The organism is Pseudomonas sp. FP2300, assembly GCF_030687595.1.
GTDB classification, from domain to species: Bacteria; Pseudomonadota; Gammaproteobacteria; order Pseudomonadales; family Pseudomonadaceae; genus Aquipseudomonas; species Aquipseudomonas bijieensis.
Map to the genome: position 1 here is coordinate 3,309,443 of NZ_CP117440.1, position 19,317 is coordinate 3,328,759.

Annotated in this window: 17 protein-coding genes and 1 pseudogene; 13 read left to right on the forward strand and 5 right to left on the reverse strand. The window is 61.9% G+C overall.

Features of this window, described 5'->3' with window-relative positions; translation table 11 throughout:
• Positions 1 to 30 precede the first annotated feature (30 nt).
• From PSH86_RS14785 to PSH86_RS30595, 4 genes and pseudogenes are all read left to right on the forward strand, one after another.
• Positions 31 to 1,110, forward strand: coding sequence for a YCF48-related protein (locus tag PSH86_RS14785; RefSeq protein ID WP_109755337.1), 1,080 nt, complete (start codon positions 31 to 33; stop codon positions 1,108 to 1,110).
• Between the two features lie 43 nt (positions 1,111 to 1,153).
• Positions 1,154 to 3,589: an RND family transporter gene (locus PSH86_RS14790; RefSeq protein ID WP_109755338.1), complete on the forward strand. Its 2,436-nt coding sequence runs from the start codon at positions 1,154 to 1,156 to the stop codon at positions 3,587 to 3,589.
• 306 nt (positions 3,590 to 3,895) lie between these two features.
• Positions 3,896 to 4,795 (forward strand): annotated as a pseudogene (locus PSH86_RS30590) (methyl-accepting chemotaxis protein); the annotation flags it as partial.
• Between the two features lie 198 nt (positions 4,796 to 4,993).
• On the forward strand, positions 4,994 to 5,698 hold the full coding sequence (locus tag PSH86_RS30595) for a methyl-accepting chemotaxis protein (protein WP_370873811.1): 705 nt from the start codon (positions 4,994 to 4,996) through the stop codon (positions 5,696 to 5,698).
• Between the two features lie 12 nt (positions 5,699 to 5,710).
• On the opposite strand, the gene PSH86_RS14800 is transcribed toward PSH86_RS30595, so the two are convergent.
• The gene (locus PSH86_RS14800) at positions 5,711 to 6,199 is read right to left on the reverse strand and encodes a MarR family winged helix-turn-helix transcriptional regulator (RefSeq protein WP_109755340.1); all 489 of its coding nucleotides are present in this window, start codon (positions 6,197 to 6,199) and stop codon (positions 5,711 to 5,713) included.
• Between the two features lie 214 nt (positions 6,200 to 6,413).
• Between PSH86_RS14800 and PSH86_RS14805 the strand changes: the two genes are divergently transcribed.
• The 3 genes from PSH86_RS14805 (at position 6,414) to PSH86_RS14815 (ending at position 10,818) form a co-directional block, all read left to right on the forward strand.
• Entirely contained in the window at positions 6,414 to 7,244 is an 831-nt protein-coding gene (locus tag PSH86_RS14805; protein ID WP_109755341.1) for a p-hydroxycinnamoyl CoA hydratase/lyase, read from the forward strand.
• A 108-nt stretch (positions 7,245 to 7,352) separates the two neighbouring features.
• Positions 7,353 to 8,801 carry an aldehyde dehydrogenase gene (locus PSH86_RS14810; protein ID WP_305490318.1) on the forward strand — a complete coding sequence of 483 codons (1,449 nt, stop codon included), beginning with the start codon at positions 7,353 to 7,355 and terminating at the stop codon, positions 8,799 to 8,801.
• Between the two features lie 139 nt (positions 8,802 to 8,940).
• A complete protein-coding gene (locus PSH86_RS14815; RefSeq protein ID WP_305490319.1) occupies positions 8,941 to 10,818 on the forward strand; it encodes a feruloyl-CoA synthase in 1,878 nt (625 codons plus the stop codon).
• 182 nt (positions 10,819 to 11,000) lie between these two features.
• Here PSH86_RS14815 and PSH86_RS14820 read toward each other — a convergent pair whose 3' ends face one another.
• Positions 11,001 to 11,318 carry a YqjD family protein gene (locus PSH86_RS14820; protein WP_163853770.1) on the reverse strand — a complete coding sequence of 106 codons (318 nt, stop codon included), beginning with the start codon at positions 11,316 to 11,318 and terminating at the stop codon, positions 11,001 to 11,003.
• A gap of 158 nt (positions 11,319 to 11,476) precedes the next feature.
• Between PSH86_RS14820 and PSH86_RS14825 the strand changes: the two genes are divergently transcribed.
• A complete protein-coding gene (locus PSH86_RS14825) occupies positions 11,477 to 11,731 on the forward strand; it encodes a hypothetical protein (RefSeq protein ID WP_003181187.1) in 255 nt (84 codons plus the stop codon).
• Between the two features lie 3 nt (positions 11,732 to 11,734).
• On the opposite strand, the gene PSH86_RS14830 is transcribed toward PSH86_RS14825, so the two are convergent.
• Complete coding sequence (locus PSH86_RS14830) at positions 11,735 to 12,643, reverse strand: LysR substrate-binding domain-containing protein (RefSeq protein WP_116832342.1); 909 nt, start codon at positions 12,641 to 12,643, stop codon at positions 11,735 to 11,737.
• 86 nt (positions 12,644 to 12,729) lie between these two features.
• Between PSH86_RS14830 and PSH86_RS14835 the strand changes: the two genes are divergently transcribed.
• Positions 12,730 to 13,653 (forward strand): carbon-nitrogen hydrolase family protein, encoded by a 924-nt coding sequence (locus PSH86_RS14835; RefSeq protein WP_305490320.1) that lies wholly within the window; start codon positions 12,730 to 12,732, stop codon positions 13,651 to 13,653.
• A gap of 1 nt (position 13,654) precedes the next feature.
• Here PSH86_RS14835 and PSH86_RS14840 read toward each other — a convergent pair whose 3' ends face one another.
• Positions 13,655 to 14,125 carry an LEA type 2 family protein gene (locus tag PSH86_RS14840; protein ID WP_109755346.1) on the reverse strand — a complete coding sequence of 157 codons (471 nt, stop codon included), beginning with the start codon at positions 14,123 to 14,125 and terminating at the stop codon, positions 13,655 to 13,657.
• Between the two features lie 269 nt (positions 14,126 to 14,394).
• On the opposite strand from PSH86_RS14840, the gene PSH86_RS14845 reads away from it, so the two are divergent.
• The 4 genes from PSH86_RS14845 to PSH86_RS14860 all read left to right on the forward strand — a co-directional run bounded on the left by PSH86_RS14845 (position 14,395) and on the right by PSH86_RS14860 (position 17,436).
• Entirely contained in the window at positions 14,395 to 15,111 is a 717-nt protein-coding gene (locus PSH86_RS14845; protein WP_109755347.1) for a YafY family protein, read from the forward strand.
• A 51-nt stretch (positions 15,112 to 15,162) separates the two neighbouring features.
• On the forward strand, positions 15,163 to 15,504 hold the full coding sequence (locus PSH86_RS14850; RefSeq protein ID WP_305490321.1) for a nuclear transport factor 2 family protein: 342 nt from the start codon (positions 15,163 to 15,165) through the stop codon (positions 15,502 to 15,504).
• A gap of 259 nt (positions 15,505 to 15,763) precedes the next feature.
• Positions 15,764 to 16,885 carry a cell division protein ZapE gene (gene zapE / locus PSH86_RS14855; RefSeq protein ID WP_109755349.1) on the forward strand — a complete coding sequence of 374 codons (1,122 nt, stop codon included), beginning with the start codon at positions 15,764 to 15,766 and terminating at the stop codon, positions 16,883 to 16,885.
• A gap of 56 nt (positions 16,886 to 16,941) precedes the next feature.
• Positions 16,942 to 17,436 carry a GNAT family N-acetyltransferase gene (locus tag PSH86_RS14860; RefSeq protein ID WP_163853763.1) on the forward strand — a complete coding sequence of 165 codons (495 nt, stop codon included), beginning with the start codon at positions 16,942 to 16,944 and terminating at the stop codon, positions 17,434 to 17,436.
• A gap of 24 nt (positions 17,437 to 17,460) precedes the next feature.
• Here PSH86_RS14860 and PSH86_RS14865 read toward each other — a convergent pair whose 3' ends face one another.
• Entirely contained in the window at positions 17,461 to 19,200 is a 1,740-nt protein-coding gene (locus PSH86_RS14865; protein ID WP_212802422.1) for a phosphoethanolamine transferase CptA, read from the reverse strand.
• Between the last annotated feature and the right edge of the window lie 117 nt (positions 19,201 to 19,317).

Genomic DNA, 19,317 nt, shown 5'->3' on the forward strand with positions numbered 1-19,317 from the left:
TGGATAACTCTATGGGTGGTTGGAGCAGACATGATCGTTAACTTTTCACTCACGAGGGTGCTGCCGGCGACCTTGCTGCTGGCGGCATTGCTGGTGCCAGGTTGGGCCGCGGCCAGCCCGCGGATTTCGCTACTCGACCAGGCAGCGCTGCAAAGTGCCAAGGCCGACCATGCGGTGCTGCTGGCGGTAACCCGTGCCGGCGAACGGCTGGTGGCGGTCGGCGAACGCGGCATCGTCCTGCTCTCTGATGACTCCGGCAAACACTGGCGCCAAGCCCGCGTGCCTGTGAGCGTCAGCCTGACGGCGGTGCAGTTTGTCGATGCCGAGCAGGGCTGGGCAGTCGGCCATATGGGCGTGATTCTTCACAGCTCGGATGGTGGTGAAACCTGGGTCAAACAACTCGATGGTGTCGCCGCCGCGCAGCTGGCGTTGGTGTCGGCGCAACAGGGCAACGACGCCAAGCAGCTCAAAGACGCCGAGCGACTGGTTGCCGATGGCCCGGACAAGCCATTTCTCGACCTGTACTTCAGCGACCGCCGTAACGGCTATGCCGTCGGCGCCTACGGCCTGATTCTGCGCACCGTGGACGGTGGCGACAACTGGCAGCCATGGATGCAACAGGTGGATAACCCCGAGGGCCTCAATCTGTACGGTATTCGCGCCGCCGGCGGCGCGCTGTTCATCGTGGGTGAGCGCGGTCTGCTGCTGCGTTCCAGCGATAACGGTCGCAGCTTCCAGGCGCTGGACTCGCCCTATGACGGCAGTTTTTTTGGCCTGCAGGGCGGCGCCGGTGGAACGTTGGTGGCCTTCGGGCTGCGTGGCAACGCTTATTGGTCGAACGACCAGGGTGCCAGCTGGCGACGCATCGAAACCGGCTTGGAGGTAGCGTTTTCTGCGGCCACCAAACTGCCTGACGGCGCGCTGGTGCTGGTCAGCCAGGCTGGCGATCTGCTGATCAGTCCGAGTCAAGGGAGCAGCTTTAGGCACCTGGCCGGCCCGACCGGCACCTCGGTTGCAGGTTTAGTGGCTGCCCCGGATGGCAGTTTGATCTGCGTCGGCATGAGTGGCCCGACCCGTCTCAACCAAGACCTTTTCTCGGCCCAACGCTGAAACAACCTGCCAGAGCCCTACACGGCCGAATTTGGAGTCCGATGTGAACGACCATAATCCCTCCCTTGAACAGCAAGTGGTGATCGCCCGCCTGGAGGATTTCGATCCGCGTTCCGGCAACTTGGGTGAGCGGGCGATTTTCAACCACCGGCCCTGGGTGATTCTGCTCTGCTTGCTGGTGACCCTGGTGCTGGGTTTCCAGGCCAGCAAGATCGGCCTCAACGCCAGTTTCGAGAAGACCATCCCGGCCTCTCACCCTTACGTCGCCAACTTTCTCGAGCGGCGTAGCGAATTGAGCGGCTTGGGCAATTCGATTCGCATCGCGGTGGAGATCAAGGACGGCAGTATCTTCGACAAGGACTACCTCGAGGTCCTGGCCAAGCTCAACGACGAGATCTATTTGCTGCCCGGCGTCGACAAACCTTATATGAAGTCGCTATGGACGCCGACGACCCGCTGGACCGCGGTGACGGAGGAGGGGCTCGATGGCGGTACGGTGATCCCGGACGCCTACGACGGTTCTGCGGCGAGCCTGGAGCAGGTACGCACCAATGTGGCCCGCTCCGGTGAGATCGGCCAACTGGTGGCCGGCAATTTCCAGTCCAGCGTGATATTCGTGCCGCTGCTGGAACTCAATCCGGTGACCGGCAAGGCCTTGGATGCTGGCGAGTTCTCCCGGCAATTGGAGGCCTTGCGCGACAAGTACCAGAGCGATCGAATCCAGATTCACATCACCGGATTCACCAAGATCATCGGCGACCTGATCGCCGGATTGGTCCAGGTCATGCTGTTCTTCGTGGTTGCCGTGCTGGTGACCGTGGCGGTGCTCTACTGGTATACCCGTTGCGCGCGCAGCACGTCGCTGGTGGTGCTCTGCTCGCTGGTGGCGGTGCTCTGGCAGATAGGCCTGCTCGCCAGCCTCGGTTACGACCTTGACCCTTACTCGGCGCTGGTGCCTTTTTTGGTGTTCGCCATCGGCATGAGTCACGGCGCGCAGAAGATGAACGGCATCATGCAGGACATCGGTCGAGGCACGCACCGGGTGGTCGCTGCGCGCTATACCTTCCGCCGGCTGTTCGCCGCCGGCATGACCGCGTTGCTCTGCGATGCGGTGGGCTTCGCCGTGCTGATGGTGATCAAGATCCGGGTGATCCAGGACCTGGCGATCACCGCCAGTATCGGCGTGGCGGTGCTGATCTTCACCAACCTGATCCTGCTGCCTATTTTGCTCAGTTATATCGGCGTCGGCGCCAAGGCGGCCGAGCGCAGTTTGCGGGCGGAAACCGCCGAGCTGAAAGCGAACGTCAAACATCCGCTCTGGAGTTTTCTCGATCTGTTCACCCGGCGCTCCTGGGCCTATGTGGCTTGCCTGGCCGGTCTGGCCCTGGCGATCGGTGGTTTCGCCATCAGCCTGCACTTGAAGATCGGCGACCTCGATCCCGGCGCCCCGGAGCTACGCCCAGACTCGCGCTACAACCGCGATGCAGCCTTCATGACGCAAAACTATGCGGCCAGTTCGGACATCTTCGTGGTCATGGTGAAAACCCCGGAAGACCAATGCACCCGTTACACAACCCTGGCGGCGGTGGACGCCCTGGCCTGGCAGCTCGAGCAATTGCCGGGCGTCGAATCGACCAACTCCATGGCCGCCCTGAGCAAGATCGCCGCCGCCGGTTATAACGAGGGCAACTTCAAGTGGTACGAGTTGATCCCCAACGACGGCGCTCTCGGCGCGGTACAGACGCGCGCGCCACGAGAACTGTTCAACCAGGGCTGTTCACTGCTCTCGCTCTACGTTTACCTGGCCGACCATAAGGCCGAAACCCTGGAACGGGTGGTGCAGGCCAGCGAAGCGTTTATCGCCCAACAGCACCTGCCGGAGGTGAAGTTCATGCTTGCCGCGGGGAGCGCCGGGATCGAGGCGGCGACCAATATCGTGGTGAAGAAAGCCATGCGCGAGATGCTGTTCTGGGTCTACGGTGCGGTGATCCTGCTCTGCTGGGTGACCTTCCGTTCCTGGCGTGCGGTGCTCGCTGCCGTGCTGCCGCTGATGCTCACCTCGATTCTCTGCGAGGCCTTGATGGTCGGCCTCGGCATGGGGGTCAAGGTGGCGACCTTGCCAGTGATCGCCCTGGGGGTGGGCATTGGTGTCGACTATGCGCTCTACGTGCTGAGCGTCATCCTGACGCACATGCGTGCTGGCGCCACGCTGTCCGAGGCCTACTACCGCGCGCTGTTATTCACCGGCAAGGTGGTGCTATTGACCGGCATCAGCCTGGCCATCGCCGTGGCGACCTGGGCTTTCTCGCCGATCAAGTTCCAGGCCGACATGGGCATCCTGCTGGCCTTCATGTTCCTGGTGAACATGCTTGGCGCGCTGATCCTGCTGCCGGCGTTGGCGTACTTCCTGTTGCCGAAACGGTTGTTCGCAAAAAAGCCTGAGGTTGCCAGCGCGTTGCAGCCGGTCGAAGAGGGCTGACAGGCGGCACGCTGGCAACCATGGAGGCGGGCCGGGCAAGCCAACGCGGCTTGCCCGGCCTGGATACGCCAACAATGCTGCTGAATTCCCTTCAGGCATAAGGATAAGAACAATGCTGCTGAATTCCCTTCAGGCATAAGGATAAGAACAATGCTGAAGAAAACTGCCCGGTTGCTCGTCGACTGTTCGGTGGGGCAGAAACTGCTGCTCGGTTTCGGCCTGGTTTCCCTGCTCGCGGTGGCCGCTATCGCCCAGGGTCTGTATGCCACCGCCAGCCTGCTTGAACACAGCCTACAGGTCAGCACCATGGTGGAGATCAATCACCTGACGCTGCAGATGCGCAATGCCGAGAAAACCTACGCACTGGATCCCGAGCCCCTGGCGATGCGCGAGGTCAAGGAACTGATAGGCACACTCGGCGCTCGGCTCCAGGCGGTACAGGCACAGGTAACTGCCACCGATGTGCCCTTGTTGACCGCGATGCAGCGATCCATCGAGGATTACCAAGGCCAGTTCGCACAGTTTGTCGATCACCAACGCCTGGCGGCAGAGGCGTTGCGTCATATGCAGGAACAGGCTGAGCAGGCCCGCCTGCAGTTCGAGACTGTCGAACTGGATATGTACGACCAGGTACGCGACGTATTGAACAGCGGCCAGGCGCTGGAGGGTGATCCGCTGAGCCTGGCAGAACAGGCCTCGGCACTGCTGCGAAAATTGCTGGTCGCCCGCAATAACGAGTTTGTCTATGTGGGCGAGGGCGCACCGGCTGCTCTCCAACGCTGGGACGAATTGGTGGAGGAAATGAGCAACGCCCTGGAGTTGCTCCAGGGCCGGGTGGATGAGAGCTCCGAGGCGTCCCTGGCGGCGGCAAAGGCGGCTTTGGTCGAATATCGCAAGGCGTTTGCGCGCTATCGCGAGAGCCGTGGGCTAAGCAAACAAACCGCCGTGCAGATGGACGCCCAGGCGCAAACCGTATTGAGCCAGGTCGAACAGGCCGCCGCCGACAGGCAGGTACAGATGGGCGAACGCGGCCATTCAGTCATGCGGCTGCAAGCAGTGGGGGCCGTGGTGATCGTCGTCCTGGCGTTGTTGGCCTCCCTGGTTATCCGTCATCTGATCGTCGTGCCCCTGCGCGAAGCGTTGCAGGCTGCCCAGCGTATTGCCCACGGCGACTTGAGTGGTGCAGCCAATAACATGACTGCACGACGAGACGAGTTGGGAGAGTTGATGGCGGCGGTGGAGGACATGACAGCCAATTTGCGCCAACTGGTCACGCGCATCGGATCGAGTGTTGCAGGCCTTGGGCAAACGACCGCGACGCTGGGTGCATTCAGTACCCAGAGTCATGGCGCTGCCCAACGCCAACGGGTCGAGACCGAGCACGCGGCCACGGCCATGCAACAAATGACGATCACTGTCCAGCAGGTGGCACAGAACGCCGAGCAAGCCTCGCAAGCGGCCGACGAAGCGGATAACCAGGCGCGCCGTGGCGAGCAGATCGTGCAACGGGCGAGTGAGCAGATCGATCGTTTAGCGGCTGAGATGGTGCGTTCCGAGCAGGCCATCCACTCCTTGCAACAGCAGGTCGAGAGTATCGGTACCGTCGTCGATGTGATTACCTCGATCGCCGAACAGACCAACCTGCTAGCGCTCAATGCCGCAATCGAAGCCGCCCGGGCGGGGGAGCAGGGGCGCGGTTTTGCCGTGGTCGCCGATGAAGTACGTGCGCTGGCGCGACGGACCCAGGAATCGACCCACAAGATCGAGACGCTGATCGCCGGTTTACAGCATCTTTCCCGGCACAGCGTCGAGCAGATCCAAGGGTGCGGGCGTTTGATGGCAGACACCGTGTCGCTTGCCGATCAGGTGAGTACCGCATTGGGTGGCATCGCCGGTGCAGTGTCGACCATCGAGCAGATGAACCAGCAAAACGCTGCCAGCGCTCAGCAGCAAAGTGTTGTGGCCGAGGAGGTGGGCCGCAATGTCAGGCAGGTGCGAAACGAGGCCGAGCATTGCGCGGGAGTTAATCAGCAGGTGGTGCTGGCGTGTGGTGACCTGGAGAGTCTGGAACATGAATTACGTGAGGCTGTTGCACAGTTTAGGACCTGAGCGCGCTGGCTCTTACTGCTGATAAACCTTCTTCAGCAACCGCAGCAACTCCTCCCGCTCGCCACCCGAAAGGGCTGCCGTGGAGTCCAGGTCGCTCTGTGCGGCAATCTGCTTGAGTTCCTTGAGCAAGGTTTCGCCGGTCTTGCTGAGGAATATCCCATAGGAGCGCTTGTCTGGCTTGCAGCGTACCCGCACGGCCAGGGCCCGGCTTTCGAGTTTGTTCAACAGCGGCACTACTTGCGGCGGTTCGATCGCCAGGGCCTTGGCCAGGTCGGCCTGCATCAAGCCGGGGTTCTGGTCGATGATCGCCAACGCCGAAAATTGGGCCGGCCGCAGATCGTGGGCGGCGAGCCGGCCGATCAGGTTCTGGAATAGTTTCAACTGGGCACGGCGCAGGGCATAACCGATCAGGTCATCCAGCGCAGAGTCCAGCGGCGCCTGCGCCTCGGTGCCGGCAGCCAGGAGTTCGGCGGGTTCGGCAGGCTTGGAAGACTTGGCCATCGCAGAAAGCATCCTCAAAGTGAGTAATTAACAAGGCTATCCAGTTTGCCGGGGTTTGGGCGCCATGGCTACGGTGAAACACATATTTGTTGATTTGCTGCTCCTCCAGGACCGCGAAAGAAATACAGGTAAATTAGCTAATAGTTAATTGACATAACTAATTTTCCGGTTTAGTTTTTGATCATCTACAGCCCAGAACAAGAGAGCACGCAGCATGAGCAATTACGAAGGTCGCTGGAAAACGGTCAAGGTCGATATCGAGGAGGGCATTGCCTGGGTCACCCTCAATCGTCCGGAAAAACGCAACGCCATGAGCCCGACCCTCAACCGCGAGATGATCGATGTGCTCGAGACCCTGGAGCAGGATCCGGCCGCAGGCGTATTGGTGCTGACCGGGGCCGGTGATGCCTGGACCGCCGGCATGGACCTCAAGGAGTATTTCCGCGAAGTGGACGCCGGGCCGGAAATCCTCCAGGAGAAAATCCGTCGCGAAGCCTCGCAGTGGCAATGGAAGCTGCTGCGCATGTACGCCAAGCCGACCATCGCCATGGTCAATGGCTGGTGCTTCGGTGGCGGTTTCAGCCCGTTGGTGGCGTGCGACCTGGCGATCTGCGCCGATGAGGCGACCTTCGGTCTCTCGGAAATCAACTGGGGCATCCCGCCCGGCAACCTGGTCAGCAAGGCCATGGCCGACACCGTGGGCCACCGCCAGTCGCTGTACTACATCATGACCGGCAAGACCTTCGGCGGGCAGAAAGCTGCCGAGATGGGCCTGGTCAATGAAAGCGTGCCCCTGGCGCAATTGCGTGAAGTCACTCTGGAGCTGGCGCGCAACCTGCTGGAAAAGAACCCGGTGGTGCTGCGCGCCGCCAAGCATGGCTTCAAGCGTTGCCGCGAACTGACCTGGGAGCAGAACGAGGATTACCTGTACGCCAAGCTCGACCAGTCGCGCCTGCTCGACACCGAGGGTGGCCGCGAGCAGGGGATGAAGCAGTTCCTCGACGACAAGAGCATCAAACCTGGCTTGCAGACCTATAAGCGCTGAGTCGACAAGTGAATAGCGGGCCGCATCCCGCTGTTCGCTGCGTCGCCCTGACGCTACTGTTACACCACTGCGATGCATTCCCGATAAAGACAATAAAGAGGAATCACCATGCTGGACGTGCCCCTGTTGATCGGCGGTCAGTCGTGCCCCGCCCGTGACGGCCGGATCTTCGAGCGCTGCAACCCGGTGACCGGTGAAGTGGTCTCGCGCGTGGCCGCCGCCACCCTGGAAGATGCCGACGCCGCCGTGGCCGCGGCCCAAGCCGCGTTTCCCACCTGGGCCGCCCTGGCGCCCAACGAGCGCCGCACGCGTCTGTTGCGGGCGGCCGAGCAGTTGCAGGCTCGTAGCGGTGAGTTTATCGCCGCGGCCGGCGAGACCGGCGCCATGGCCAACTGGTACGGTTTCAACGTGCACCTTGCGGCGAACATGCTCCGCGAAGCTGCGTCGATGACCACCCAGATCAATGGCGAAATCATTCCTTCCGACGTGCCTGGCAGTTTCGCCATGGCCCTGCGCCAGCCCTGCGGTGTGGTGCTGGGCATCGCCCCCTGGAACGCCCCGGTGATTCTCGCCACCCGGGCCATCGCCATGCCCCTGGCCTGCGGTAACACCGTGGTGCTCAAGGCTTCCGAGATAAGCCCGGCGGTGCACCGGTTGATCGGCCAGGTACTGCAGGACGCGGGGCTGGGTGACGGTGTGGTCAACGTGATCTGTAACGCACCCGCGGACGCGCCGGCCATTGTCGAACGGTTGATCGCCAACCCGGCGGTACGCCGGGTCAATTTCACCGGCTCGACCCACGTCGGGCGCATTGTCGGCGAACTGTCGGCGCGCCATCTCAAGCCGGCCTTGCTGGAACTGGGCGGCAAGGCGCCGCTGTTGGTGCTGGACGACGCCGATCTGGACGCCGCCGTGCAAGCGGCGGCCTTCGGGGCTTACTTCAACCAGGGCCAGATCTGCATGTCCACCGAGCGACTGATCGTCGATGCCCGCGTGGCGGATGAGTTCGTCGCCCGGCTGACTGCCAAGATCGCCACCCTGCGCGCTGGCGATCCGGCGGCCAGTGATTCGGTGCTGGGCTCGTTGGTCGATGCCAGTGCCGGCCAGCGCATCAAGGGGCTGATCGACGATGCCCTCGCCAAAGGTGCAAGGCTGGTTACGGGTGGGCAGTTGGAAGGCAGCATCCTGCAACCGACCTTGCTCGACGGCGTCACTGCGCAGATGCGCCTGTACCGCGAAGAGTCCTTCGGGCCGGTGGCAGTGTTGCTGCGCGGTAACGGCGATGAAGAGCTGCTGCGCCTGGCCAACGATTCCGAGTTCGGCCTGTCGGCTGCCATCTTCAGTCGCGACACGAGCCGTGCGCTGGCCTTGGCCCAGCGGGTCGAGTCGGGCATTTGCCACATCAACGGGCCGACCGTGCACGACGAGGCGCAGATGCCCTTCGGTGGGGTCAAGTCCAGTGGTTACGGCAGCTTTGGCGGCAAGGCGTCCATCGAGCATTTCACCCAGTTGCGTTGGGTGACCTTGCAGAACGGCCCCCGGCATTACCCGATCTGAAATCCGTCGCATTGGGGGGCCGAGCCTTGAACGCCGTCGCCCCGATGCAGGCCAGAATAACAATGACAAGGCCGCAGCCCAGCGCTGCCACGCTCCGCTCGTATCGCGACCCGAGCGTGCCTTGGTGGAGGAAATGTACGTGAGTTCCGAGTCCAGATCGTCCTCCCGACCCGAGGCCGGGCGCTATCGCCAGGTGTCGATTGGTCATCCTGCCGTCGAAGTCCGAGAAGAACGTGGCATCTTGCACATGCGTTCCCTGGAGCCCCTGGCCCCGCTGCCGGCACGTTTGCTCGAACGCCTGGTGCACTGGGCCGAGGTGCGCCCACAGCAGACGTTTCTCGCGGCCCGTGAGGCCAGCGGTGACTGGCACCGGGTCAGCTACGCGCAGATGCTCGACAGTGTCCGGGCCATCGCCCAAAGCCTGCTCGGTTACGGTTTGTCGGCGGAAAAACCCTTGGCGCTGCTCTCGGGCAACGACATCGAACACCTGCAAATGGCCCTCGGCGCGATGTACGCCGGTATTCCCTATTGCCCGGTATCGCCGGCTTATTCATTGCTCTCCCAGGATTTCGCCAAGCTGCGCCACGTCTGCGATCTATTGCAGCCGGGGCTGGTGTTTGTCAGCGAAGCCGCACCGTTCGAACGTGCGATCACTGCCGTACTGCCGGCGAATGTTCCCTTGATTACGGTACGTGGCGAGATGGCCGGCCGGTCCAGGACAAGCTTCGCCAGCCTGCTGGCGCAACCCGGCGGCGTCGAGGCCGAGCAGGCGTTCGCCGCCACAGGCCCGGACAGCATCGCCAAGTTCTTGTTTACCTCTGGCTCCACCAAGTTGCCCAAGGCGGTGATCACCACCCAGCGTATGCTTTGCGCCAATCAGCAAATGCTTCTGCAAACCTTTCCGGTGTTCGGCGAAGAGCCGCCGGTGCTGGTGGACTGGTTGCCGTGGAACCACACGTTCGGTGGCAGTCATAACGTCGGCATCGTGCTGTACAACGGCGGCACGTTCTACCTGGACAACGGCAAACCCACTGCCCAAGGTTTCGCCGAAACCCTGCGCAACCTCAAGGAAATTTCGCCCACTGCCTACCTGACCGTGCCCAAGGGCTGGGAGGAACTGGTCAGCGCCCTGGAGCAGGACGGTGAGTTGCGCGAGCGCTTTTTCAAGCGCATCAGCCTGTTCTTCTTTGCCGCGGCAGGTTTGTCCCAAAGCACCTGGGACCGGCTCGACAAGGTTGCCGAGCAGCATTGCGGCGAACGGATCCGCATGATGGCGGGCCTGGGCATGACCGAGGCGTCACCGTCCTGCACCTTCACCACCGGGCCATTGTCCATGGCCGGCTACATTGGCCTTCCGGCCCCCGGTTGCGAAGTGCGCCTGGTGCCGGTGGACGGCAAGTTCGAAGGGCGCTTTCGCGGGCCGCACATCATGCCTGGCTACTGGCGCTCGCCGCAGCAGACCCTTGAGGTATTCGACGAGGACGGTTTCTATTGCTCGGGGGATGCAATCAAGCTGGCCGATCCCGGCAATCCGCAACTGGGACTGATGTTCGATGGGCGGATCGCCGAGGATTTCAAATTGTCTTCCGGTGTGTTCGTCAGCGTTGGGCCGCTGCGCAACCGGGCGGTGCTGGAGGGCACGCCCTACGTCCAGGACCTGGTGATCACCGCGCCGGATCGCGAGTGCCTGGGCGCGCTGGTGTTTCCACGGCTTGCTGAGTGCCGACGTCTTTCAGGCCTGGGCGCGGATGCCAGCGATGCCGAGGTTCTCGCCAGCGAACCGGTACGCCAATGGTTCGCCGACTGGTTGCAACGCCTGAACCGCCAAGCCAGCGGCAATGCCAGTCGGATGGAGTGGATTGCCTTGCTCGATGAACCGGCGTCCATTGATCGAGGTGAAATCACCGACAAGGGCTCGATTAACCAGCGGGCGGTATTGCAGTGGCGGGCAGGGAAAGTCGAGGCGTTGTATCGAGGGGAGGATGCGTCGATCCTGCGGGCGGACCCTGCTGCCTGAGGCAAGGCCTTGTGAGTATGCACACATCGCATGCCTACTCACCCCCCTGTGGGAGCGAGCCTGCTCGCGATAGCGGTAGTTCAGCAGAACTAATGTCGCCTGACATATCGCTATCGCGAGCAGGCTCGCTCCCACAGGACTAACCACTCAGAAAATCTCTTGGGCGTTCTGAGGGCTGTTGCTCAACGCCGTCCCAGCAGCAAGCCCACCACCAGCCCGAAACCGGCGGAAATCGCCACGGTCTGCCATGGGTGGCCACCGATGTAGACTTCGGTGGCATCGACCATGGGACGGGTGCGTTCCCGCGCGCTGGCAACCGAATCAAGCGCTTGCTGCAGTTTCTGGGAGATCTGGCCCCGCAGGTCCTCAGCGTCTTCGCCTACCAGCGAGGCACTGCTTTTGAGCAGCTTCTCCGACTCTTCGATCAACGCCTTCAGTTCGCTGAAAGCTTGATCCTTGATTTGCTCTCCATTCGCTTGCACGGTGTTTTTACGGGCCATTGAAGTACTCCTTGCTGAGATGGCGTTGAACAATGGAGTGCTGCGCTTGCACAAAAGTTGCACGTTCGGCCTTGGCAGCGCAGCCCAACACAAATCGTGGTTAAGACGTTTCCCTGCAAGGTGTAAGATGGCGGCTATTTACGCAACAGGTAATTCCCATGAGCTTCAATCTGGCTGACAAGCCCCTGGCCGAGCGCGCCGCGCTGGAAGACGAAAAATCCCGACTCTTTGAACTGTGGCAAAACAACCTGGGCAAGGCCAAGGGCGATGCCGCCCGCCTGTTCGGCGAGCGCTCCAAGCGCAAGGGCAAGTGGGCCGAGTGGGTGCGTGCCGAACTGGACGGTATGTCGCCGCCGGAATACGCCAACATGGTGCGCAGTGAAGTCAACCGACTGATGGCTGCCAACAAATAAGCCTTAGGCAAATGTTGCCGCAATGGCTTCGCGAACCTTGAGCACTGCCGGGTCCATTTGTGTGTGGGTTCGCCATCCCAGCTCGATGGGGTAGCGGGGCAGCGCCAGGGGGCAGGGCAGCAAGGCCAGGCCACTGAGGCCCGCGATGGCCCGGGCGGCATGGGTCGGGATGGTCGCCACTGCCTGGCTGCCCTTGAGCAGGAACGGCAACGCGGCAAAGTGAGTGGTCGAGGCGCAGACCCGCCGGCTCAGGCCAAGCCCGGCCAGCCCTTCATCGGTGATGCCGATGAAGCCCCCTGAAGACACCAGCAAATGCTCACGGGCCACGAACGCTTCCAGGCTGAGGGTTTGTTGGCCCTGCGCCAGGCTCGCCGGGTCCAGGAGGCAGGCGTAATCGCCTTCGCCCAACACCTGGCGGCTGAGCAAGCGCTGCGCGAAACCACCTGCGGTGATCGCCAGGTCAAGGCTGCGCTCCATCAGGGCCCGACCGACGATCTGGCTGTGGGTCTGGCGGAAAATCAAGCGCAACCCCGGCGCACGTCGGGCCACTTCGTCGATCAGGCGGCGCCCATGGGCAATCTCGAAATCGTCCGACAGGCCGACGATGACCGAGCGGCCCTCATAGTGGCTGGCACCCGGATCGACCATTGCCAGGCTCTGGCGACATTTGTCCAGGGCTTCGCTGATCACCGGTTTCAGTTGATTGGCCCGCAGCGTCGGCGCCAGGCCCCGGCCCGTGCGCACGAATAATTGATCGTCATACAAACCGCGGAGCCTGCGCAGGGCCGCGCTGATGGCCGACTGGGTCACGCCCAGGCGCAGGGCGGCACGGCTGGCGCTGGATTCGTCATGCAGGGCTTCGAAGGTCTTGAGCAGATTGAGGTCGATATCGGCGATATTCATGAGGCTCATATCATTTAGCAGCATTCGGGGCTTTATTCATGATCGACCGCTCCTTGAGAATCAGCAATACCTGATGATCAAGGAGTTGAAAGACCATGCCCAAATCCATTGTGGCTGCCCTGCAGATCGGTTCGTTGCCGGGTGGCAAGGACGCGACCCTGGCGCAGATCCTTTCCTATGAAAACGCCATCCGCGAGGCCGATGCCCGCTTGGTGGTGATGCCCGAAGCCTTGCTCGGTGGCTATCCCAAGGGCGAAGGCTTCGGCACTCAATTGGGTTACCGCCTGCCGGAAGGACGTGAGGCGTTTGCCCGTTACTTTGCCAATGCCATCGACGTGCCCGGCGTTGAAACCGAGGCGTTGGCCGGGCTGTCGGCGCGCACCGGGGCGAGCCTGGTGCTGGGCGTCATCGAGCGGGCCGGCAGCACCCTATATTGCACCGCGCTGTATTTCGAGCCGGAGGCGGGCCTGGTGGCCAGGCACCGCAAGCTGATGCCTACCGGCACCGAGCGGCTGATCTGGGGCAAGGGCGATGGTTCGACCTTGCCGGTGATCGACAGCCAGGTCGGCCGGGTTGGCGCGGCGGTGTGCTGGGAAAACATGATGCCGCTGCTGCGCACCGCGATGTACGCCAAAGGCGTGGAGGTCTGGTGTGCGCCGACGGTGGATGAGCGGGAGATGTGGCAGGTGACCATGCGCCATATTGCCCACGAAGGACGTTGCTTCGTGGTCAGCGCCTGTCAGGTCCAGGCCTCGCCACAGGCATTGGGCATCGAGGTTGCGAACTGGCCGGCCGAGCGTGCATTGATTGCTGGCGGCAGTGTGATCGTCGGCCCCATGGGCGATGTGTTGGCCGGGCCGCTGAAAGACATCGCCGGGTTGCTGACCGCCGAAATCGACACCGATGAGCTGGTACGGGCGCGCTACGACTATGACGTGGTGGGGCACTACGCCAGGCCGGATGTGTTCGAACTGGTGGTGGACGAGCGCGCCAAGCCCGGTGTGCGTTTCATCGCTTGATTCACCAGTTGGCCGCGGAACCCGGCAGGTCGAGGGTGCCGCGGTCGACGAAGCGCAGGGTACCGAATACACCACCGGCGAGCTTGCCCTTGAGCACATAGGGCAGGTTGTCCAGGCTTTGGGTCTGGCTCAGGCCCAGGGTCTGGCGCAGCACGGAAAACGCCGAAATGCTCACCGGGACGCTCACGATCGCCTCGGAAAAGCGTGGGATGGAGCCGGACTGGTCACTGACTCCCGTCGCTAGCGTACGGCCGTTGACCTCCAGGTCCAGCGCCACGCCGTTGTAGTCGATGGCGGTTTCGTTGGGGTTCTGCACGCGCAGTTTCACGGCGAAACGCACCTCCAGGCCCTGGTTGGGCAACGGCTCGATGCCGACCACGTTGATGTTCAGCGGATCGCGGTGAGGAAAGAGGGCGCAGGCGCTCAGGCTGAGCAGCATCAGGAGAAGGGAAAAGCCGAGGATTCTGCGCATGGATAGACTCTCAAAGAATGAAAAAACGAACCCTTGTGGCGAGGGGATTTATCCCCGTTGGACTGCGCAGCAGTCCCAAAAATCTGAATCCAACCAGTCGAGTCGGGCTAGATCATCCATTTTGGGGCCGCTTCGCGCCACAGCGGGGATAAATCCCCTCGCCACAAAGCCAGTATGTTGCTGGGGTGACCGTGAACCAAGGCTCCTGACAGTTTCTGACACCAGCCTCTGCTAATCTGCGTCAACTTTTTCCTTACGGACTGTCCATCGTGTCGCGTACCACTCGGCTGCTCACTTTGCTGCAAGTCTTGCGGGGCAAGCGTTGCCCAGTCACTGCTGCGGCATTGGCGGGCGAACTGAATGTTTCCGAGCGCACCTTGTACCGCGACATCGCCGAACTCACGGCCCTCGGTGCGCCGATCCAGGGCGAGGCAGGCATCGGTTATGTGTTGCGCAGTGGCCTGTTCCTGCCGCCACTGATGTTCACCGCCGATGAAATCGAGGCCATTGTGCTGGGTTTGCGCTACGTCGATCAGCGCGCCGACGAGGTGCTGGGCAAGGCTGCCGCCGACGCCCTGGCGAAGGTCGCCGCGGTGCTGGCGCCCGATGTGCGGGACGCCTTGCGCAACCCCACGGTACTGCCCGGCCCACCGGGTTATGGCTATCCGCAGAACACCGTGGAACTGAATGTCTACCGCCAGGCCATTCGCGCCCAGGCCAAGCTGCACATCGATTACGCCGACGTGAACAAGACCCCGAGCCAACGCTTGATCTGGCCCCTGGCGCTGGGCTTTTTCAATGAGGCGCGGGTGGTGGTGGCCTGGTGTGAGTTGCGCGGCGCCTATCGGACTTTTCGCACCGACCGGATTGCCGCTGCCACTGAGCAGGGCGAGCGCTATCCGGGGCGGCGCAGTGATTTGCTGCGGGACTGGTTTGCCCTGATGAAGTTGGACGAAACCGGGCGTTTCACTCCTGACAAAAACTGACACAGTGCTGTTCTAGCATGGAGCCAGATCGATAAAACAAGGAGCCATGTCATGTCCAATCCCGTCTCTTCCCTGGCCCCGGCCATCGCCGGCTACATTGCGGCCGCCAATGCCCGTGACAGTTCGGCGGTGACGCGTTACTTCGCCGAGGATGCCAACGTGTTCGATGAAGGCCGGCACCGTGTAGGCACCCAGGCCATCGCCCAATGGATGGAAGACACCGCCCAACGTTTCCAGCCACGGGTGGAAGTCCTCAATGTGCAGCAACGTACTGGCAAGGTGCTGGTGCAAAACCTGATCTCCGGGACGTTCCCCGGCAGCCCGTTGGAGTTGCGCTACACCTTCCGGCTCGATGAGCAGGGCAAGATCAGTCGGCTGGATATCTCGGTTTAGCGTTGCGCGTCCTGTAATGTGAACCCTGTTGTGGCGAGGGGATTTATCCCCGCTGGGTTGCGCGGCAACCCCAAAAGGCACTGCGGTGCATCAGGTAGACCGCGCCGGTTGGTTTGCGACTGCTGCGCAGCCGAGCGGGGATAAATCCCCTCGCCACAGAGGGGGGCATCATCTCCCCGGTCCAGACAGCTCTGCGCAGTGTTTCGCCTGTCGCCCGTCATGGCATACTCCCCACCTTCGTTTTCCGGACCCGGGCCGTATGACTTTCGACTCCCCCTTGAGTGCCTGGCAGCATGCCATCGAACACCACGGCTTCGTCCAGGACGAGGCCCAGGAATTGGCCATCATGACGCTGGAGCAATGCCACAAGGCGTTGCACGAGGGGCGCAAGTCAATCAAGGGCGTTTATCTATGGGGCCCTGTGGGACGCGGCAAGACCTGGCTGATGGACCGTTTCTATGAAAGCCTCAAGGTGCCGGCCCGTCGCCAACACTTCCATCATTTCATGGCGTGGGTGCATCAGCGTTCGTTCCAGCTCACCGGCACGCCGGATCCTTTGCAAGCCCTGGCCCGGGAGTTGAGCCAGCAAGTGCGGGTGCTGTGTTTTGATGAGCTGTTTGTCACCGACATTGGCGACGCCATGATCCTCGGGCGCCTGTTCCAGGTGATGTTCGAACTGGGCATGGTGGTGGTGAGCACGTCCAACCTGCCGCCGGAAGAGCTCTATGCCAACGGCCACAACCGTGAGCGGTTTCTGTCGACCATCACGGCGATCAAGCAGCACATGCAGGTCGTGCCGGTAAACGGATGGCAGGATCATCGCCAGCATCCGGGCAGATTGCAGCAGCGTTACTGGCTGCGTGATCCCGGGCAACCGGATCCGTTGGGCGAGGTTTTCGGTCAGTTGACCGTTGGCCAGGCACTGGCCAGCGGGCCGATCGAAGTGGGGCATCGCCGGCTCCAGCCGGTCGGGGCCAGCGACACGGTGCTCTGGAGCCGTTATCCGGATCTTTGCGAGCAGCCTTTATCGGCCGTTGATTTCATGGCCCTGTGTGACCGCTTCAACGTTATCTTGCTCAGTGACGTGCCTTGCCTGAGTGCCGAACAGCGTGAAGGGCGCATCGCCCGTGGCACGGAAGACGGCGTGGCGCGGGTCGAGGCGGGTGATCGCGAGTTGCCGCAGCTGTCGATCCACGACGACGGTGTCCGGCGGTTCATCGCCCTGGTCGATGAATGCTATGACCGCAAGGTGCCGTTGTACCTGTCGGCCGCGGTACCGATGGATGAGTTGTACACCCAGGGCTATCTGCAATTCCCGTTTCGCCGTACTCTCAGTCGCCTCCAGGAAATGCAAATGCAACGTTTTGGTCAGCAAGGCTGACTGTATCTTGCCGGCGGCATCGAGTCGCCGGTACTACCGAAGTGAGATGGAAGGTCATGGAAGAAGCCAAGGGCATTCTTGTTCTGCAAGCCAGCTACACCAACCCGGTCCACGCCGAAGCGATCTGTCATGTGCTCAATGGCTATGCCGAGGACCCGATGGGTGGTGGTCATTCACTGCCTCCCGAGGTGCTGCTGCACCTTCCTGAAGAACTGGCCAAGCGCCCCCATGCCTTTAGTGTGCTGGCTTTCGTCAATGGCGAACCGGCGGGGTTGGTCAATTGTTTCGAGGGTTTTTCAACCTTCGCTTGTCGGCCGCTGGTGAATATCCACGACATGATAGTCATGAAGGAGTTTCGCGGCCTGGGCCTGAGCCAGAAGATGCTGCAGAAGGTCGAGGACATCGCCCGTCAGCGTGGCTGCTGCAAAATCACCCTGGAAGTGCTCGAGGGTAATGCCGTGGCGCAAGGCAGTTATACCAAGTTCGGTTTTGCCGCCGGCATGTTCGACCCGGCCCACGGCACGATGCAGTTCTGGATCAAGCCCCTGTAAAAGCGGGCATCTGGTCGGTTCCGGTTATTTCTGCACGACTTCAGCCAACGGCGCCTTGGGCTGCATCAGGCTGAAGTCGATCAGGGCCTTGCGCGGGGCTTGATAGGGGTTGCCGATCAGCAGCGGACGGGCCTTGAAGTCATCGCTGACCAGGCTCTTGCTGCGGTCCAGCTCATCAAAACTCAAGCCCGCCAGGTCGGCCCAGGTGTGAATCAGGTGCGAGCTGCTGTAGGGCCGTGACAGGTCGCCGGCAAAGTTCCAGTCATGGCTTTCGCGCCACTTGGGCGAGGCCCAGGCCATGAAGGGGATGGTGTACATCGGCGCGGTCGGCTTGCCTTCGTTACGGCCCAGCGTGCCGTGACCTGGCGAGTCGAACACGTCCTCACCATGGTCCGACAGGTACAGCAGAAAACCGTTGGGGTCGGTCTTGGCGTAATCCTTGATCAGGCTGGACACGACGAAGTCGTTGTACAGCACCGCGTTATCGTAGCTGTTGTAGGTCGGGACCTGATCGTCACGCAAGCTCGCCGGTACGCCCTGACGGTCGGTGAACTTGTTGAATGTCGGCGGGTAGCGATACTGGTAACTCATGTGGGTGCCGAGCAGGTGCACCACGATGAGCTTGCGCGGAGCGCTGTCGGCCAAGGCCTTGTTGAACGGTTCGATCACATCACCATCGTATTGCGCGGCATTCTGGTTACGGTTGTTGTTCAAGTACACCTGCTCGTCGGCCTGCTGGGAAAAGGTCGTAAGCATGGTGTTGCGCTTGGTCATGGTCTGCTGGTTGGTAATCCAGAAAGTCTTGTAGCCGGCCTGCTTCATCATGCTCACCAGCGACGGCGTGCTCAGGTACAGGTCCGGGTTCTGTTCGTCGGCGAACGTCAGCACCTGCTGCAAGGCTTCGATGGTATAGGGGCGCGGGGTGATGACGTTGTCGAACACCGAAAGCTGGTCCTTGAGCTTGTCCAGTTCCGGTGTGGTTTCCCTTGGGTAACCGTAGAGGCTCATGCGCTGGCGATTGGTGGACTCGCCGATCACCAGCACCAAGGTCGCGGGCTGGTCGGCCATGGCATCCTTGAGGTTGCGCAGTGGCGCGATCTTGCTGGCGCTGTGGAGCATGCCTTGCATGTTCTCCAGCTGTTCACCGTAGCGACGGTAGGCCACCAGCATCTGCCACGGCACCGCCGGCTCGATGCGATCTTCGAACTTCTCCAGGCCACCGGCGAAGCTGCCGGTACGCTGGGTCTGCTTGATCAGCGGATAGCCGACCACGGCCAGGACAATGGCGACTGCTGCGACCAGGGCCTGGCCCCGGGGCAGGTACACCGGGCGCAGGCGGGTCCAGAGCCAATAGCCGACGGCGGTGTGGGCCAGGAACGCCGCCACCATCCACCAGGCAAAATACTGAGTCAGGTACTCACCAGCTTCAGACACGTTCGATTCGAACATGATGAAAATGACGCTCTGGGAAAATTCTTGCTGATAGATGAAGAAATAGCCCAGGCTGGCCATGGAGCAGGCCCACAGCACCACGCCGATCAATGCGGCGAGCAAGCGTGTACGGGCGGGGAAGAGCAGCATAGGCGCCAGCCATACCGCGCTCATCACGAACGCTTGGCGAAAGCCGGTGAAGCCGGAGGTGTCGCTCAGCAGAATGAGCAGTTGGGTGATGCCCGAAAAGTACCAGAAGAACAGAAACAGCCAGCCGAGTCCGGCCCAGTCGAAACCTTTCGCAGTCGTTTTGCTGCGTTTGAACAAGCTCATCAAGCGCTCCAGCCCTTATCGACGAAGCTGCCGGCACCGGATTGGCGACCGCAGGCATTACGCCGAACAACCTATAGGGCGGGGAGTATTGCGAGGCGGTTGTGAAAAGTTCGTGAG

Coding starts and splice junctions, on each gene's coding strand:
- PSH86_RS14860 (WP_163853763.1), top strand. CDS start 16,942: ATGGAAGAAGCCAAGGGCATTCTTGTTCTGCAAGCCAGCTACACCAAC.
- PSH86_RS14820 (WP_163853770.1), bottom strand. CDS start 11,318: ATGGCCCGTAAAAACACCGTGCAAGCGAATGGAGAGCAAATCAAGGAT.
- PSH86_RS14835 (WP_305490320.1), top strand. CDS start 12,730: ATGCCCAAATCCATTGTGGCTGCCCTGCAGATCGGTTCGTTGCCGGGT.
- PSH86_RS14805 (WP_109755341.1), top strand. CDS start 6,414: ATGAGCAATTACGAAGGTCGCTGGAAAACGGTCAAGGTCGATATCGAG.
- PSH86_RS30595 (WP_370873811.1), top strand. CDS start 4,994: ATGACGATCACTGTCCAGCAGGTGGCACAGAACGCCGAGCAAGCCTCG.
- zapE (WP_109755349.1), top strand. CDS start 15,764: ATGACTTTCGACTCCCCCTTGAGTGCCTGGCAGCATGCCATCGAACAC.
- PSH86_RS14825 (WP_003181187.1), top strand. CDS start 11,477: ATGAGCTTCAATCTGGCTGACAAGCCCCTGGCCGAGCGCGCCGCGCTG.
- PSH86_RS14810 (WP_305490318.1), top strand. CDS start 7,353: ATGCTGGACGTGCCCCTGTTGATCGGCGGTCAGTCGTGCCCCGCCCGT.
- PSH86_RS14865 (WP_212802422.1), bottom strand. CDS start 19,200: ATGAGCTTGTTCAAACGCAGCAAAACGACTGCGAAAGGTTTCGACTGG.
- PSH86_RS14850 (WP_305490321.1), top strand. CDS start 15,163: ATGTCCAATCCCGTCTCTTCCCTGGCCCCGGCCATCGCCGGCTACATT.
- PSH86_RS14785 (WP_109755337.1), top strand. CDS start 31: ATGATCGTTAACTTTTCACTCACGAGGGTGCTGCCGGCGACCTTGCTG.
- PSH86_RS14800 (WP_109755340.1), bottom strand. CDS start 6,199: ATGGCCAAGTCTTCCAAGCCTGCCGAACCCGCCGAACTCCTGGCTGCC.
- PSH86_RS14840 (WP_109755346.1), bottom strand. CDS start 14,125: ATGCGCAGAATCCTCGGCTTTTCCCTTCTCCTGATGCTGCTCAGCCTG.
- PSH86_RS14830 (WP_116832342.1), bottom strand. CDS start 12,643: ATGAGCCTCATGAATATCGCCGATATCGACCTCAATCTGCTCAAGACC.